The organism is Bartonella ancashensis (genome assembly GCF_001281405.1).
GTDB lineage: Bacteria > Pseudomonadota > Alphaproteobacteria > Rhizobiales > Rhizobiaceae > Bartonella > Bartonella ancashensis.
In genome coordinates this window covers 1,347,744-1,365,133 of sequence record NZ_CP010401.1, presented here as the reverse complement: position 1 = coordinate 1,365,133, position 17,390 = coordinate 1,347,744, and the positions used below count along the sequence as shown (strand labels likewise).

Annotated in this window: 13 protein-coding genes and 1 pseudogene; 9 read left to right on the top strand and 5 right to left on the bottom strand. The window is 38.2% G+C overall.

What is annotated here, in order from left to right:
- Positions 1 to 37: 37 nt before the first annotated feature.
- From ribB to PU02_RS05975, 5 genes are all read left to right on the top strand, one after another.
- Complete coding sequence (ribB, locus tag PU02_RS05995) at positions 38 to 1,150, top strand: 3,4-dihydroxy-2-butanone-4-phosphate synthase (protein ID WP_053944511.1); 1,113 nt, start codon at positions 38 to 40, stop codon at positions 1,148 to 1,150.
- 7 nt (positions 1,151 to 1,157) lie between these two features.
- Positions 1,158 to 1,412, top strand: a complete 255-nt coding sequence (locus tag PU02_RS05990) for an exodeoxyribonuclease VII small subunit (RefSeq protein WP_053944510.1) — start codon at positions 1,158 to 1,160, stop codon at positions 1,410 to 1,412.
- Between the two features lie 188 nt (positions 1,413 to 1,600).
- Positions 1,601 to 3,523, top strand: a complete 1,923-nt coding sequence (gene dxs / locus PU02_RS05985; protein ID WP_053944509.1) for a 1-deoxy-D-xylulose-5-phosphate synthase — start codon at positions 1,601 to 1,603, stop codon at positions 3,521 to 3,523.
- 1 nt (position 3,524) lies between these two features.
- Complete coding sequence (locus tag PU02_RS05980) at positions 3,525 to 4,262, top strand: TlyA family RNA methyltransferase (protein WP_053944508.1); 738 nt, start codon at positions 3,525 to 3,527, stop codon at positions 4,260 to 4,262.
- Entirely contained in the window at positions 4,259 to 5,512 is a 1,254-nt protein-coding gene (locus PU02_RS05975; protein WP_053944507.1) for a class I SAM-dependent RNA methyltransferase, read from the top strand. The genes PU02_RS05980 and PU02_RS05975 overlap by 4 nt, the downstream gene beginning before the upstream one ends.
- 67 nt (positions 5,513 to 5,579) lie before the next feature.
- Here PU02_RS05975 and tldD read toward each other — a convergent pair whose 3' ends face one another.
- On the bottom strand, positions 5,580 to 6,998 hold the full coding sequence (gene tldD, locus PU02_RS05970; protein ID WP_053944506.1) for a metalloprotease TldD: 1,419 nt from the start codon (positions 6,996 to 6,998) through the stop codon (positions 5,580 to 5,582).
- A 113-nt stretch (positions 6,999 to 7,111) separates the two neighbouring features.
- Entirely contained in the window at positions 7,112 to 7,648 is a 537-nt protein-coding gene (locus tag PU02_RS05965; protein WP_053944505.1) for an invasion associated locus B family protein, read from the bottom strand.
- A 390-nt stretch (positions 7,649 to 8,038) separates the two neighbouring features.
- Between PU02_RS05965 and cyoE the strand changes: the two are divergent.
- From cyoE to rnhA, 3 genes and pseudogenes are all read left to right on the top strand, one after another.
- Positions 8,039 to 8,970, top strand: a pseudogene (gene cyoE / locus PU02_RS05960) (heme o synthase).
- 193 nt (positions 8,971 to 9,163) lie between these two features.
- Positions 9,164 to 10,210, top strand: coding sequence for a 4-hydroxy-3-methylbut-2-enyl diphosphate reductase (gene ispH, locus PU02_RS05955; RefSeq protein WP_053944504.1), 1,047 nt, complete (start codon positions 9,164 to 9,166; stop codon positions 10,208 to 10,210).
- Positions 10,211 to 10,685: 475 nt separating this feature from the next.
- On the top strand, positions 10,686 to 11,165 hold the full coding sequence (rnhA, locus tag PU02_RS05950) for a ribonuclease HI (RefSeq protein WP_053944503.1): 480 nt from the start codon (positions 10,686 to 10,688) through the stop codon (positions 11,163 to 11,165).
- Between the two features lie 10 nt (positions 11,166 to 11,175).
- Here the strand turns inward: rnhA and PU02_RS05945 are convergent, their stop codons facing one another.
- A complete protein-coding gene (locus PU02_RS05945; protein ID WP_335337470.1) occupies positions 11,176 to 12,063 on the bottom strand; it encodes a protein-disulfide reductase DsbD domain-containing protein in 888 nt (295 codons plus the stop codon).
- 20 nt (positions 12,064 to 12,083) lie between these two features.
- On the opposite strand from PU02_RS05945, the gene PU02_RS05940 reads away from it, so the two are divergent.
- Entirely contained in the window at positions 12,084 to 12,686 is a 603-nt protein-coding gene (locus PU02_RS05940; RefSeq protein WP_414947402.1) for a YqgE/AlgH family protein, read from the top strand.
- Between the two features lie 73 nt (positions 12,687 to 12,759).
- Here PU02_RS05940 and PU02_RS05935 read toward each other — a convergent pair whose 3' ends face one another.
- Positions 12,760 to 15,594, bottom strand: coding sequence for an EAL domain-containing protein (locus PU02_RS05935; protein WP_414947419.1), 2,835 nt, complete (start codon positions 15,592 to 15,594; stop codon positions 12,760 to 12,762).
- A 450-nt stretch (positions 15,595 to 16,044) separates the two neighbouring features.
- Positions 16,045 to 17,367: a M16 family metallopeptidase gene (locus PU02_RS05930; RefSeq protein ID WP_053944499.1), complete on the bottom strand. Its 1,323-nt coding sequence runs from the start codon at positions 17,365 to 17,367 to the stop codon at positions 16,045 to 16,047.
- Between the last annotated feature and the right edge of the window lie 23 nt (positions 17,368 to 17,390).

The window sequence follows — 17,390 nt, the reverse complement described above, 5'->3', positions numbered from 1 at the left end:
TTTTGTAGCCGGGTTGGATATTTTTGAAAGGTGAGTAATGGATTATGACCATGAAAGAGTTGTTTCTGCTATTGAGGCCTTTGAAAGCGGTGAAATGGTTGTAGTCACAGATGATAATGATCGTGAAAATGAGGGTGATTTAATCCTTGCAGCTGTGCATTGTACGGAAAAAAAAATGGCTTTTATCATTCGCCATACATCCGGTATTGTCTGTGTGCCTATGCCGAAGCGAGAGGCACAACGGTTTGGTCTTTCTCCCATGGTCTTGGATAATGATTCGCCACAGAATACAAAATTTACAGTTACTGTTGATTTTAAGTATGGGATAACAACGGGTATTTCAGCGCACGATCGCGCATTGGCTGTCCGTAATCTTGCTAATTCTGATGCTAATGCCAATGATTTTGTTCGTCCAGGGCATATTTTTCCTTTAATCGCAGATGAAAACGGTGTTCTTGTACGTTCTGGTCACACCGAGGCAGCCGTTGATTTATGCAAATTATCTAGTTTACCACCTATTGGTGTCATAGGTGAGCTGGTTAATGATGATGGTAGTGTTAAACATGGAGATGAAGTTATAAAATTTGCACAAGATAATAATCTGCATATCCTGACAGTTTCTGATCTTATTGCTTATCGTTGGCGCAAAGAAATGTTTATTAAGCAAATTGAAACCACGTCCATTGAAACGTTTTTAGGTTCAGCTACTGTTCAAAGTTATCAGCTACCTTGGGAGTTAGTTCAGCATGTTGCAGTTATTTTTGGTGATATTGGTGATGGTAAAGAGATACCTATATATTTGCACTGCGAGGATATTTTAAAAGATATTTTAGGACAACCATCAGATATCAAAGTTGTTACGCAACGTATGATAGAGAGGGAAAAACGTGGTATTTTAATTTATTTACGTCAAGGATTTGTTTGTGTTAATTCGCGATCTCCTATTTATGCTTCAGAGGGAGGAGTAGGTAGTTCGGAGAGGCATATGCAGGCGATAGAGCGTGAAAAAGAATGGCGTCCAATCGGTTTAGTAGCACAAATTTTAAAACATTTAGGAATAAGTTCTGTTATTATTTATGCTCCGGTAGGACATTACTATACCGATCTAGAAAGTTTTGGAATTAGCATATCTAGAACAGATAGCTTGTGAGGATTGTATGAGACAAGAAGCGCAAAAAACAGATATTACTACATTAAGTTTTGAGGAAGCGCTTAAGCAGCTTGAGATGATTGTTGAGAGTCTAGAGCGTGGCGATGTTCCATTGGAGCAGTCAATCGATATTTATGAGCATGGAGAGGCTCTTAAAAATCATTGCGATAAATTGTTAAAAGCAGCAGAAGCTAAGATTGAAAAAATTCAACTTTCTAGTAGTGGATCTCCAGAAAGTGTGGCATCTCTTGACTCTGAGTAGTGCCATTGTAATTTTGGTATATTGGTTCGGTTAATAGGAAAATCTGCAATTTTGTTGATATTCTAAATAGGGTTTTGTGGGTAACCTCAAATGGGTGTGTTATTTTTGCAGGGATGTACTGTATGTTGCGTGTAATAATGAGCGGTGTGTCTTTATTGCTTCGATTGTGATAACCACAGGAGGATTTTTTGTCTCGGCCATTAACGCCACTGCTTGATTGTATTAGTTCGCCACGAGATTTACGGTCGTTGCCGGAGTCTGATTTAGCCCAGTTAGCTGATGAGCTACGAGCTGAAACAATAGATGCAGTTTCCATAACGGGGGGGCATCTTGGTGCTGGTTTAGGCGTCATTGAGCTAACCATTGCATTACATTATATTTTTAATACGCCTGATGATAGAATTGTTTGGGACGTTGGTCACCAAACTTATCCTCACAAAATTTTGACATGTCGTAGGAATAAAATTCGGACATTGCGTCAAGATGGAGGATTATCAGGTTTTACTAAGCGTTCAGAAAGCATATACGATCCATTTGGTGCGGGCCACTCTTCTACGTCGATTTCAGCCGGCCTTGGGATGGCAGTGGCGAATGCACTGCAATCAGAAAAGAGGCGCAATATTATTTCTGTCATTGGTGATGGTGCTATGTCTGCTGGTATGGCCTATGAGGCAATGAATAATGCAGGTGCTTTAGATGCGCGTTTAATCGTTATTCTCAATGATAACGATATGTCTATTGCTCCTCCCATGGGTGCTATGAGTGCTTATCTTGCACGGTTAGTTTCTCGTCCTTCTTACCGTAGTTTACGTGAGCAAGCAAAAGTGTTGAGTAAAAAATTACCGCGAGTTTTTTCTGAAAGAGCACGTCGTTTAGAAGAGTTTGTGCGCGGTTTTTTGGTTGGAGGTACTTTATTTGATGAATTGGGTTTTTATTATGTTGGGCCGATAGATGGTCACAATTTTGAGCATTTACTTCCTGTTTTTAAAAATGTTCATGCTCATCCTAACGGTCCTGTTTTGGTGCATGTAGTAACATGTAAAGGGAAAGGGTACATACCTGCAGAAAAAGCGCTTGACAAATATCATGGTGTTAACCGTTTTGATATTGTTACAGGAAGGCAGGTTAAATCACAAAGCACGTCCCTCTCTTATACTAAGGTATTTTCTAAGGCTTTGATAGAGGAAGCCCACCGTGATCAAAAAATTGTTGGCATAACAGCGGCTATGCCAACAGGAACAGGTCTTGATTCTTTTGCTGAAAAGTTTCCTAAGAGAATGTTTGATGTTGGTATTGCAGAGCAACATGCTGTAACTTTTGCCGCAGGTATGGCTTGTGAGGGATATAAGCCTTTTGTCGCAATTTATTCCACTTTTTTGCAACGTGCCTACGATCAGATCGTTCATGACGTATCTATTCAGAGATTGCCAGTGCGCTTTGCAATTGATAGAGCTGGTTTTGTTGGTGCAGATGGTGCAACACATGCTGGAAGTTTTGATATTGTCTTCTTGGCAACACTTCCTCAGTTTGTTGTGATGGCTCCATCTGATGAAATTGAACTTATGCACATGGTACGTACAGCAGCGGCTTATGATCAGGGCCCCATTTCTTTCCGTTATCCGCGTGGTGAGGGCATTGGTTTGGATTTGCCACAGAGGGGAAAGCTTTTGGAAATTGGTAAAGGACGTGTTGTGCGTGAGGGAAATAAAATCGCTCTTGTGTGCTTTGGAACACGGTTATCAGAGGTTTTAGTCGCGGCTGATGAGTTGATGGCAGAGGGATTATCTATAACTGTTGTAGATGCACGATTTGCAAAGCCTTTAGACAAAGATCTTATACGCCGCTTGGCACGTGAACATGAAATGTTGGTGACCATTGAAGAGGGGGCAATAGGTGGATTTGGTGCACATGTATTGCAATTTTTAGCGCAAGAGGCATTGTTAGAACGTGGTTTAAAAATTCGAACACTACAATTTCCAGACGATTATTTAAATCATGGTTCACCGAATAAGACTCTTGCACGAATTGGTCTTGATGCGACTGGTATTATTAATGCGGTTTTGGTTGCTCTGGGGCGTAAGGTGCAGAGAGTATCCAAGAGTTACGCGTAATATGAAGAGACTCGATATTCTTTTAGTTGAAAAAAAGTTTTTTACAACGCGTTCACGTGCACGTGATGCAATTGTACGGCGAACAGTTAAGGTTGATGGAGAAATAGTTTTAAAAGCTGGGAAAATGGTTTCTGATAGTTCAGAAATTATTGTATGTGATCCTGCACGAGGTTATGTTTCACGTGCGGCATTAAAACTAATTTATGCTCTGGATGCATTTCCGGTTTCAACAACTCAAATGGTTGCACTTGACATTGGTGCATCAACGGGTGGTTTTACAGAGGTTCTTTTAGAACGTGGAGTAGCTCACGTTATTGCTGTTGATGTTGGTCATAATCAATTCGATGCCCGTTTATCAAAAAATAGTGCGGTAACACTATTAGAAGGATTAAATATTAGGGATTTGACTCAACAACATTTAGGTAATCGTGAAATTGATCTTATTGTATCAGATGTCAGTTTCATTTCTCTTAAACTTGCTATGCCACCTGTGTTATCTTTAATAAATAAGAGAGCTCAAGCCGTTTTATTGGTAAAGCCTCAGTTTGAAGTCGGTCGAGGAGGTATTGGTAAAGGTGGCATGTTGAAAGATCCATTGATGGCGGAAAAAATGGCTGAAGAGCTTTTTAATTGGCTAAATACTCAAGAAGGATGGACAGCAAGAGGTTTTCTCCCTTCTCCGATTACAGGTGGTGATGGTAATCTAGAATATGTGTTATTCGGAGAAAGAGAAGAGTGAGAAGCGATGTCATCATTGATCATATTGGAGCAAACGGTCATGGTGTTGCTAAAACAGTTCATGGTTTGGTTCATGTTCCTTGTACTTTACCAGGGGAGGTTGTTGAAGCTTTTTATCACAGTAAATACGGGAATCTCATTGAGTTAAAAGAGAAGTCACTAGAGCGTGTAAGTGCACTTTGCCGACATTTTGGTAAATGTGGGGGATGTGCCCTTCAACATTGGCATTTTGATGCTTATCATTCCTGGAAACGGCAATTGGTTGTTGATGCACTCAAAAGATATGGTCTTGATGTTAATGTTACACCTTTAATTGAATGTGAGCTCCATAGTCGTCGGCGCATTACTTTAACAGCTATTGCAAATAAAAAAGGCTATGATTTTGGTTTTAACGGCTACCATTCTCATGAGGTTATAACTGTTGAAGAATGTCCGATTACTCGTGTAGAAATTGTTTCCAGGCTATCAGATATTAGAAAAATATGCGCTGTTTTAGGTAGTGATTCTAAGAGATTTCATATAAAAGTAACATCTGTTGATAATGGGCTTGATATTTCTTTAAGTGGTTGCTCCATTTCAAATGAAATTACACGTCAAGAGATGATTTGTGCTGCTCTTTCTTTGGGAATTATACGCCTATCAGTTGAAGGTGAGATTTTAGTTGAACGGAGAAAGCCATTAATACATTTTGATGATATATGTGTTGAGTTTCCATCTGGAGGTTTTCTTCAGGCAACGGTCAAAGCAGAGAATGCTATAAGTAATATTATTTTAGATCATTTCAAAAAAGCAAAAAATGCGGTTGATTTATTTTCAGGGATAGGAACTTTTTCTTTGCGGATGGCTAAGAAAATGAATGTTCATGCCGTGGAATATGATGAAAAAGCGTTAGCAAATTTAGATAGGGCAGCGCGTGTTTCCACTGGTTTAAAAACGGTTACTTGTGAAAAACGTGATCTATTTCGTCGTCCACTTTCTGCAAAGGAACTTGAGTTTTTTGATAGTGTTGTTTTTGATCCTCCACGCGTTGGTGCAGAAGAACAGGTTCGCGAACTAGCAAAAACAACAATATCCCGGGTAGTTGCTGTTTCATGCAATCCTATCACATTGTCTCGAGACTTATCTATTCTTACTGCGGGTGGTTACATAGTAGAAAAAGTTATACCTATTGATCAATTTCTATGGTCACCTCATGTAGAGACTGTTGCGATTTTGAATAAACGCAAAACAAAAACGCGCTGGAAGCTTTAGGTTAGAAGAGTATGGCTTTTGAGAAAAACATGAATAAAAAACTTCTCAGAATTTTTTATTATCTACCTTATGAAACCTCTGTTCCACCAATTGTCATATTATTCATCCTAAGGTGAGGTTGTCCAACACCAACGGGAACGTTCTGTCCTGCTTTTCCGCACATACCTATGCCATTATCTAATTTACTATCATTTCCAACCATTGTGATACGTTTCATTGCTTCTGGTCCATTACCAATGAGGGTAGCACCTTTGATAGGTGTTGTAATTTTTCCATTTTCTATCCTGTAAGCTTCGGTACATTCAAATACAAATTTTCCAGAGGTAATATCAACTTGTCCACCACCAAATGAAACGGCATAAATACCATTCTTAAGAGATGATAAAATTTCTTCAGGTGTTTTATCACCACTTAGCATCATTGTATTTGTCATTCGCGGTATTGGTGTATGTTCATAAGATTCACGCCGCCCATTTCCAGTCAAACTCATTCCCATGAGTCGTGCGTTCAACCTATCTTGCATAAAACCGACTAATTTGCCATTTTCAATCAGAACATTTTGTTTTGATGGAGTTCCTTCATCATCGATAGTAATTGAACCACGACGTTGAGGGATGGTGCCATCGTCAATGATTGTTACATCTTTTGCTGCAACTTGTTGACCTAATAATTCAGAAAAAGCAGATGTTTTTTTTCGATTAAAATCACCCTCTAAACCATGACCGACAGCTTCATGCAGCATAACTCCCGGCCAGCCATTAGCTAAGACAATATCAAATGTTCCTGCCGGTGCGGGTTTTGCTTCCAAATTCACCAGAGCCATACGGAGCGCTTCATCAGCTACTATTTTCCAGTTTGCTTCATTAATAAATTGATTAAATGCTTGTCGTCCACCACATCCATAAAATCCACTTTCATGCCTGTTGCCATTGGTAATTATTACAGATATGGAAAGCCTTACAAGAGGGCGGATGTCACGGACGAGCTGTCCATCAGCACGCAAAATTTCAACATGCTGAAATAACCCAGAAAGAGATATTGTCACTTGGTGCACTTTGTCATTTTTTTCACGTAGATAGGCATCAATATCTCGCAAAAGTTTATTTTTTTCTTCAAATGACGGTGTTTCAAGAGGATTAATTGATTGGTAGAGCTTTCGATTCATTTGTTGAGGTGTAGCTTTATAAGATCCCACACAATTATGATAAAGGACTGCTTTAGAAGCTTCACTAGCACGTTTTAGAGCAGCAACAGAAAGCTCTCCAGAATGAGCATATCCTGTTGCTTCTTCAGATACAACGCGTAGACCAAATCCTGTATCTTGATGGAACGAACCGTTTTTAAGACGACCATTGTCAAATAAAAGTTCTTCACTTTCTGTGTATTCAAGGTAAAGTTCGCCGTCATCAGCCTTGTGAAGCGTTTCTTTTACGAGCTCTTGCACCTTGGATGGAGCAATATCAAAGTGATCGATCAGAGATTTCATGGTTATTACCCTATTTTATCGACGATTCAGAAGGACCTATTTCTAGAAGAATTTTATCAAAAAGGTTTATTAGCTGTACAAAGAGCCTATAGTTTATGAGCAATCTTTTGTCATTACGGCAAGTTCTTGTAGGCTTCAGTCAGACCATGAAGGTTGATGAGACCGCCAATTTTTTGTTCAGGAGTTATAAAGATGGTATATGTTGCTGTTTTTCCTTTTAAAAAGTACTGAAACAGATTATCACTTAAGAGAGTTTCAGCTACACAATGATCACCTAAGCAACGGCGATACTCTAATGTCCCTATATCCGTATTATCAATTTCAACAGCAATGCCAGGACGTAATTCAACCCGAATAGGGACAAAGACACGCATCAAAGTTCCTTGGTTTTTAGGTAGCTTATAAAAGATAACACGGAAAGTGATATCTTGGCGTTCCTGTATACGAATATCTTGTACAATTTCACATTGCATATTAGGTGTGCCAGGTGGCAGAGAACAAACTTTTGTCCACGTACCGTAAATTTGTGGGGCGGGGGTATCGTGCGCACTAGATATTTGCGCAACAGAGTGACCAGAAAAAATGCTAAAAAACGTGCAAACAAAAGCACTAAGAAAGGATATTTTTTGATGTATTTGATAGTGTACCATGAAAAATTTTATCCAACATTGTCACTAGAATCTACGTATAGGTTTTTCCAAAAATTACTCTTTTGAATTGCTCACAAAGAAACTAGTATACTGAACGCGTAAAGATATAAAGTGTGAGAAGGCATTATTTTACAAAAATAAGATTTTTCAAGCATATTTTTCATATTTTGTGGAATATGTTTTATTTTGTAGTGCGGTAATTTATGTTGAAAGACGAGTATTTGAATTAAAATATACTCTATTTTAAAGTTATTTTATCTCATTTAGAATGAGAATTATTGAAGCAATATTTTTAAAAACAGTGTATCATTAATCATCCTCTTCCCCATAGATTGGGATGAGTCTTTAAGTGCTGGGTGGAATGATACGAATAAAGGGTACTTCAGCGATATGTCTATCTCAGAAAAATTATTGTCCAAAAATGATGGATTAATTCCGCAAGGAGGTGGTGTTTTTGATTATATTACATTGTTAAAACCGAGGGTTATGCTACTGGTCGTTTTTACAGCTTTAGTTGGATTGGTAGTGGCACCTATTTCTGTAGATCCATTGTATGGCTTTATTGCAATTCTATGTATCGCTGTGGGGGGAGGAAGTGCAGGAGCTTTAAATATGTGGTATGAGGCGGATATCGATGCAGTGATGAAACGTACCCAAAAGCGTCCTATCCCTAGTGGTAAAATTAGTTCTGTACGAGCATTTGTTTTCGGATTTATTCTTTCTATCCTCTCAGTTTTTGTTATGGGGATTGTCATTAATTGGTTTTCAGCAATTTTTCTTGCTTTTTCGATTTTCTTTTACGTTGCTATCTATACAATTTGGTTAAAACGTATAACACCGCAAAATATTGTTATTGGTGGCGCAGCGGGAGCTTTTCCTCCAATGATTGGGTGGTCAGTTGCGACAGGATCGGTGTCTATTGATAGTTTTTTATTGTTCTTAATCATTTTTATGTGGACCCCACCGCATTTTTGGGCTCTTTCTCTATTTTCATCAAGTGATTACGAAGCTGCGGGTATTCCTATGATGCCGAATGTGCGGGGAGAGCGTTCGACAAGGAAACAAATTTTAGTCTATTCTATTTTGACGGCAATATGCGCTGTTGGACCTTATGTGACAGGTTTTGCAGGAAGAGGTTACGGTATTTTTGCAGTAATTTTAAGTGGTACTTTTACTTATCGAGCCTATCGTTTATGGAATGCTTGTACGCAAGATGAAATGATTCGTATGGCAAGAAAAATGTTTTTTTCTCACTGCTTTATTTAGGTGCATTATTTGGAGTTCTTTTAATTGAATTTTTAATCTATCGTTATTTAGCTTGACAAAGTAGAGGAAAAAAATATTGAAAACTGTGCTGCTAATTAGTGGCTCAGTGGTAGTTGCATAGAAAAACGTATTTTTGATCTGTAGGAAGAAAATATTCCTATCTTTTTTGTGATTGTGAGTGTATAGTCGGGCGCCGGTGTGCGCAGATACACAAAAATACACAAAAAACACGGATACTGGAGGTGAAAGATGTCTGTACTCCCTTCGTTGACAATACGTCTATGCAATCCACGGGGTTTTTGTGCTGGGGTTGATCGTGCTATTCAGATTGTCATCTTGGCACTAAAAAAGTATGGTGCTCCGGTGTATGTACGTCATGAAATTGTGCATAACCGTTATGTAGTTGAAGGGTTGCGGGAGAGAGGGGCCATTTTCATTGAAGAACTTAGTGAAATTCCAGAAAAATATTATGGTCGACCTGTTATTTTTTCTGCTCACGGTGTTCCAAAATCTGTTGTAGAAGAAGCTCATCATCATAATTTGTTTTACCTGGATGCAACATGTCCGTTAGTTTCTAAAGTTCATAAACAAGCAGTAAGACATCAGCGTCGTGGCTGTCATGTTATTTTGATTGGTCACTCCGGTCATCCTGAAGTAGTGGGGACTATGGGACAACTTGAAGAAGGGACTGTTACGTTAATTGAGACAGTAGAAGATGCTTTGCATTATCAACCAGAGAATCCTGATAAATTAGGATTTGTAACGCAAACGACACTTTCTGTTGAGGATACGAGAGAGATTGTAGATGTGCTGAAAAGGCGTTTTCCTGCATTGGAGATGCCGACAGCTGAATCAATTTGCTATGCTACTACAAATCGGCAAAATGCTGTTAAAGAAGCAGCATTAGGGAGTGATTTATTCATAATTGTTGGAGCGCCAAATTCTTCCAATTCGCAGCGTTTAGTGGAAGTTGCCAGGAGGTTTGGTGCACGACAGTCTATTTTGGTGCAACGTGCTGATGAAATTGACTTTGACAACTTGAAAAACCTTTCAGTCGTAGGTCTTTCAGCCGGAGCATCTGCTCCCGAGATTATTACTGATGAAGTTATTGAGGCTTTTCGTAAGCGCTATAGTATTACAATAGAATTGATTGAAAATGGGGAAGAAACACAAGAATTTTTAGTTAATCGTGAATTGCGTGATGTTACTTTGACGCCTCAAGATATGGAATTTGTAAATGGATATACTGATGTGCAGAAGAATAGTAGTGCTGATGCATTAATGGGTAAAGTATAAGAAAAGTAATACTTGCGAAGATTGGTTAGATTTCTTAGAAATTGGTATAATTACTATTTCAAAGTAGAGAGTGTGGTGTTGAGATACGCTTATTCTTACACTTCAGTATGATCCTGTAATGAGGCTAAAATACTAGTGAAAGCTCTATTTTAGTTCTGTGTGTTTTTTCAGTTTACACGAATTCCGTTATTTTTGATTTGTTTTGTGAAATTTCATAAAATGAGAAATGAAAACATGCTGCTGCTGTAAAGTGTGGCGGATTTAGTCCAATTCTATATTGTAAAATGAAATTTTTAACCACAGAAACACTTTTCATGTAATTTAATTACGGCGCAGAATATGATGGGATTCTAAAATTTTTTATTCAGATATTCAGTATATTGTTTTGATACTGAGAAAAGCTAATTGAAAATGCGAATAAAGAAGTAATTTTTCAGTAATATGTCGTCGTGGATTGAGCTAGGTATTTGATTCTATGTTAGATCAGAAAAAGATCGTTGAAATTTATACAGATGGTGCCTGTTCAGGAAATCCTGGACCTGGGGGGTGGGGTGTAGTTTTACGCTGGAATGGCCATGAACGTGAGTTATATGGTGGAAGGGAGCACACAACCAATAATCAGATGGAATTGATGGCAGCGATTTGTGCATTAAATGCTCTCAAAGAGCCTTGCTCTGTAGATCTTTACACAGATTCAGTTTACGTGCGTAATGGTACTACCACATGGCTTGAGAATTGGAAAAAGAATAATTGGCGCACTACATCAAAAAATTCTGTAAAAAATGTAGAGTTGTGGCAAGCTCTGGATGATGCTCGTTCCCGTCATAATGTGCGATGGCATTGGATCAAGGGACATGTCGGTCACCCAGATAATGAGCGTGCAGATGAGCTTGCACGTAGAGCAATCACTGAATATCGCCAAAATGGGTATTTTGGGAAGGATCCCTATACTTAAATATTGTAATCTAATTTATTGTAAATTCTCCACTGAAGGAATAATCTTCAGAAGAGATTGTATAAAAGACGGTTTTACTTTTTTCATTTGGCGCAAAATATATAGGAGCGCTGAAAAATGTGTATTTTTCATGGTCTGTTATTTTTTTTGCTGGTCCAATTTGCATTTCTCCTCCATCTAAAAAAAGAGACAAAGGCGTATTTTTTGCATTCTTGCGTATTGTTATGAGAAGCGAATTTCGGTCTCTTTTAGCATTTATTATTTCTTTGTTGTGTTGTATGTGTCTGGGTAAAGTAGATTGAGCATTTTTAAGTAAGGATGAGGGAATGTATATATTTTCCCCGTAAAACGAAGAAAAATTAAAATTGATAGTTAAAGGAATACAGAGTTTATTACAAATTCCAATAGTCAAAGAACCACTGAGATTATCGTCTGAACCTAAAACACTAAAAGGTAAGGTAACTGCATCGGTGTAACCGAACGACCAGTCATTTTCCATTTCATAAAGCTGTGGTGTAGGGTAAAAAATTTCATAAGAAACCTTCTGGTCAAAATGAAAAAATGGCACAATTCCCGAATTTCCTGGATTACGCCAATAGGTTTTCCACATCGGTTTAAGTAGGATTTCAATTATCCCATGTCTTTCTTTGGAGGCAGAAGGTTTCGTTACAGCTAATCTAACACGACCACCTTCTGATTCGTTCCAAGGTGTTGAAATAAGGAATGTTTCTTTTTTTTCTTGAGCATTAGCAGTGGGAATTAATAATTTTAGAAATGCATATATTAAGATTAAAGCTATAAGAATAGCTTTATTATACAACGAGATCTTTTTTTTAGAATTAAAGAATATGTGTAATTTTTTCATCGATGTTTTATTTTTTTCTTGTACTTTTTTCATTGAAGTTTAGCATTTAGCCTATGGAGAATCTTAAGTCATTGGAAAAGTGTAGTGGGTTTTTGAACGGGCAGCTGCTTATAGCAATGCCTGGAATGGATGACAAACGCTTTGTTCGCTCTGTTATTTATGTTTGTGCTCATTCTGACGCTGGTGCGATGGGCATCATTCTTAATCAGTTGCATAATATCAATTTTCTAGAGCTTTTATTACAAATTGGGGTAATTGAACGAGAAAAAAAGGATGATCTTGCCGAATCGATAAAAAATTTTCCAGTGCTCTATGGTGGGCCTGTTGATCCTTCTCGTGGTTTTGTTCTGCATTCGGATGATTATTGTTGTGAGGCAACTGTTCCTGTCGCAGGCGGAGTCTGCCTCACCGCGACTGTTGATATATTAAAGGCGATTAGTTGTGAAGATGGGCCTCGGCATGCACTTGTTGCCTTAGGTTATGCTAGGTGGGAAGCAGGACAGCTTGAAACTGAAATTTCTGCTAATGGTTGGTTGATTAGTTCTGTATCTCTTGATTTTCTTTTTGAAAGTGACTTAAGTAAAAAGTATGATGAATGCTTCACTCGTATGGGAATTAATCCAGTTTATCTTGTTTCAGAAGTGGGGCACGCGTAGACATCTCAGTCTTTTTTCCTTTTTATTTTTTGTCGGTTCCACTGCCTGATGTTTTAGGCATTGTAAGAATGTTTTAAGCATTGTAAGAGAAGTGTTTTTGAACGAGAGCGATCAGTGCTTCAATTGTGACTGGTTTTGTTATGGTTGTGCTTTGAACGTATTTGCATCCTTCTTTTCGTAAAAATATAGCATCTCTTTCGCTCTCGACACCTTCTGCGATAATCTGCAAGTTAAGGTCAGAGGCTATGTTGATGATTGATTTGAGAACGATCTTTTTCTCAGGAGAATCGACAGAAATAAGTGAACGATCCAACTTAATCATATCAAATGGATAACGAACAAGGTGAGTGAGTGATGAATATCCCGTTCCAAAGTTATCAAGAGCAAGATTAACACCCAATGATTTTATTTGCTCAAGAAAATGAGCTGATTGTTCAGGATTTTCTCTCAAGACGGATTCAGGGATTTCAATTACTAAGCAATTTTCACTAAGTGGATTACGAAGAAAAGTGGATCGTAATTGACTTACAAATTCAGGGTGTATCATTTCCGTGCTCAGTAAATTAATCGAAATGAAGAAAGATTGCTGGGAACATTTCTCTTGTATATGCATGAGGTTGTTGATGGCCTCATTGATAACAAATTGAGTTAGGTCCATGATGACTTTTTCGCTTTTTGCAATTTTAACAAAGTCATAAGCGTTTAGGCGTCCATAATTTGGGTGATGCCATTTCAGAATAGCTTCAAAACCAATAATTTTCCCATCTGATAAATTCAAAATAGGTTGGTAAAGGATTTTCATTTCATCATGTTTGATAGCGTGGTGAATATCGTGTTCTATATTGTTGTATCCGAGATCTAAATTGCGAAGGTGAGGACTAAAAGGTTCAATGTGATTACCACCTTTTTGTTTTGCTTGTATCATCGCTAACTCACCATCACTGAGAATGTCTTCAGCCGTTGATCTGTTTGCATTCCACATGACAAGTCCAATAGATGTTGAGAGGATTATTTTCTTTTCTGAAATTTCAATAGGTGCTGAGATTACTTTGTGTAGGTGATTCACGAATGTTGCAATCTTTTCTGTTTCAGTCTCACTGAGTAAGATAATTGCAAAACGGTCTGCAGAAAGTCGCGATAAGGTGTCTTGAATATTAATGAGACGGTTTAAACGACGTGCGATAATTAGCAATACAGTGTCTCCGATAGCTATACCAAATTTCTGGTTAATTTGACGAAAGTTATCAAAATCAATCATGAGAACAGTTGGTCTAATTTTTATATTTGTTTTAGCCAGAGCAGTGTAATTTTGGAGTCTATCAAAGAAAATTTGCTGATTGGGGAGACCTGTTAAATTATCATGAATTGCATCATACAAGAGACGTTCTTCAGCTTTTTTGTGATTGGTGATGTTAACGATGGTTCCGATGACGCGAGTAACTTTTCCATCTTTTTGAATAGCTGGGCGCGCACGAAGCGAAAACCAATGGTAGTAGCTATCATCGGAAGATAACCTCAAAATTTGATCAATGCGCCCATTTTTATTTTTAAGAATACTGTCTAATACAGCTTGAAAGCGTTCACGGTCATCATGATGTAGGGCTGAAATCCAGCTATGCATGGTGCCATTAGTTTTACAGATATTGGTGCCAAAGATAGTTGTTATATCCGGATGAATGGTGATACGGTCACGTTCAACATCCCAGTCCCAAATAACGTTTCCAGCACCTCTTGCAGCAAGTGCTTGTCGTTCGAGGTCAGAGAGGATGCCTTCGTGAAAGGTTTCATTAGAGAAGGTTTGCTGCATGACAGTAAAGCTTATGATAAGAACGATAAGTACTAATCCTCCTGCTAAAGCTGGTTGTATAATGTTATTATCTAAGTGTCCTGCTATGCTTACATAGGATCCGAATGACCAAAAGCTTATGAGTAACCATGCTGGAATAAGCATAATCGCTCGATCATATTGGCGAATGGAAAAATAGCCAATTAAGAGAATACCGAGTACAGTTGTAAGGCCAAACGATAAGCGGGCAATACCAGCTGCTTTTATCGGGTCATAAATAGCCATTGCTCCCAAGCCGCAAAATGCTACAACCCACGCAACAGCACCATAATTGAAGTGATAATGCCAGCGATTAAGACGCAAATAAACAAAAAGAAATATGAAAATTGTTGCAGCAAGCGCAATTTCTGTACCAGCTCGCCAAACCGGTTCTATTATTGTTGTGATTGCAAAAATTTTGTTTAAGAAATTAAAATCAATACCAATATAAAAAAGGACAGCCCAAGCAAAAGCAGCGGTTGCTGGAAAAAGTCCTGTTCCTCGAATAACGAATAAAACAGTTAGCAAAAGAGCTAAGAGACCTGATATACCTAATAGGATTCCATGGTAGAGTGTGTAAGCATTAATAGTGTCTTTATATATCTCAGGTTCCCATAAATAAATTTGTGGCAGATTATCAGAATCGAGTTCTGCAACAAATGTAATAACAGAACCTGGATTGAGTGTAATGCGGAAGACATCTGCATTTGCACTTGATTGGCGATCAAGTGAAAATCCTTCACTCGGAGTGATAGATTGGATACGCGCTGATCCAAGATCTGGCCAAAGGAATCCTGAGTTAGCTACGCGGTAGTGAGGTGCAACGATGAGTCGATCAACTTGTTCACTTGTTGGATTTGCTAAAGAAAATACCGCCCAATTACCGGAAAAATTTTTATTGTTGGCCTGCACTTCAATACGCCAGATGATGCCGTCTGGTCCTGGCGCTGTGCTGGTTTGAAAAATAGAGCTGTTTGTGCGGTGAATTTCAATCGCTTTTGATAAGTCAATTGCTTTATCTTGAGAAGATATTTTAACAGGTTCGATCGCTTGTGCTGATGAAAGAAAACCTAAAAGACACATTACTACGATAAAAGTGATATTGGCCACTTTTTGCAGATTTCGTACATTTAGTTTTTGTAGGCTGTTCAATTTTAAGTTTATCTTTTGCAGAGATAGAATCATTTTACAATTTTTCACAAAAAGCAGTTAACTATTCAAAAAGGTGACAAATTTTACACTAAAACAAAAATGCACTACTATTTTAGCAGCACAGAAAAAGCTAAAGTAGTATCCTATTTTGTAGGAAGCAAAATTAAATCACCTGTTTTCGGATTTCATACAATTATCATTTCATTCGATCTTTTTATCATATGAAGCGTTTATTTGGTAGTTTCACGAATTGTTTTGGTGAATATTTCCTAAGTTTATTTAATGGTAAAAGCTTTCGCGTTAATTTTCATTCTGGGATATATGTATTTTATTAAATGATCTGCGTTTCAAGTTGCTTTGGCTATCTACAGTGGTACGGCCTTAAGTTTCTGAAGGGTTTTCTTTGAGAAGCTTTTTTGCTGAAGAAGAAGGAATGCTGCTAGCAGAAAGAGCTGATACTAGATTATTAAAACTGATAAGAGATTTTATAGGGCCAATGGCTGCTAATGTTGGGGTAGAGTTTGTAAAGAGACGATTTGCTAATTCTACGGTTCGTTGTGGTGTTATAAGGTTCAAAAGAGTCATCGTTTCAGAGATTGGAATTGGTCGGCCATGAAGAAGTATCTGTCGAGCAATGAAATGTGCTTGACTGACGGGATTTTCTTGCGACATTATGAGATTTGCACGGTACTGCGCTAATGCGCGTTGCAGTTCTTTTTCATCGATATTTTTGCTTATGTTGGATAGCTCATTGAGAATGATAGGTATGAGCGTTTTTAATCCTTCTTGTCCAGTTGCGGCATGAATGCCGAAAAGTCCGCTGTCTGAAAAGCCCCAATGAAAGGCGCAAATTGAGTAGCATAGCCCACGTTTTTCTCTTATCTCCTGGAATAGACGCGATGACATACCTCCCCCCAGGATAGTTGAAAGAATTTGAGCTGTATAGAAGTCATGTGTGTGGTAAGGAATTCCTTCAAAACCGAGAAGGATTTGTGTATCCATTAAGTTTCGAGATTCACGAAAATCACCACCGGTGTAGTGGGCAACATCAATAGGGATAGTTGTCGAGTGAGGACAAAAATTACCAAGACGGTGTTCCACTTCACGCAAAAAAATTTCATGTTGTACGGCTCCTGCTGCAACCACGATCATACGGTCTGCACTATACTGTGTACTCATGAAGCTATGAAGATCACTTGATGTGAAAGATTGAACAGTTTGAGATGTTCCCAAAATAGAGCGACCAAGAGGCTGATGATGAAAGGCTGTTTCAGTGAAGTGATCAAAAATGATATCATCAGGTGCATCATAAGCTGCACTGATTTCTTGCAGGACAACTTTTTTTTCTCTTTCCAATTCATCATCATCAAACTTTGAACATGTCATGATGTCAGATAGAATATCAATAGCAAGAGGAACATCATTTTTGAGAACACGTGCAAAATAGGAAGTGGTTTCAATACTGGTGGTAGCATTGATTTCTCCACCAACATTTTCAATATCAGCTGCAATACTGAACGCTGTCCGGTTTTCTGTTCCCTTAAATGCCATATGTTCAAGCATATGAGCGATTCCATGTTGTGTAGAAGTTTCGTTGCGTGAGCCGACTTTTACCCATATCCCGAGTGCTACACTGTCGATATGTTGCATCGTGCATGTTGCTACGGTTAAACCATTACTCAAATGGCTAATATTTATGCTCATAGATCTGCAACTCCACTAAAAAG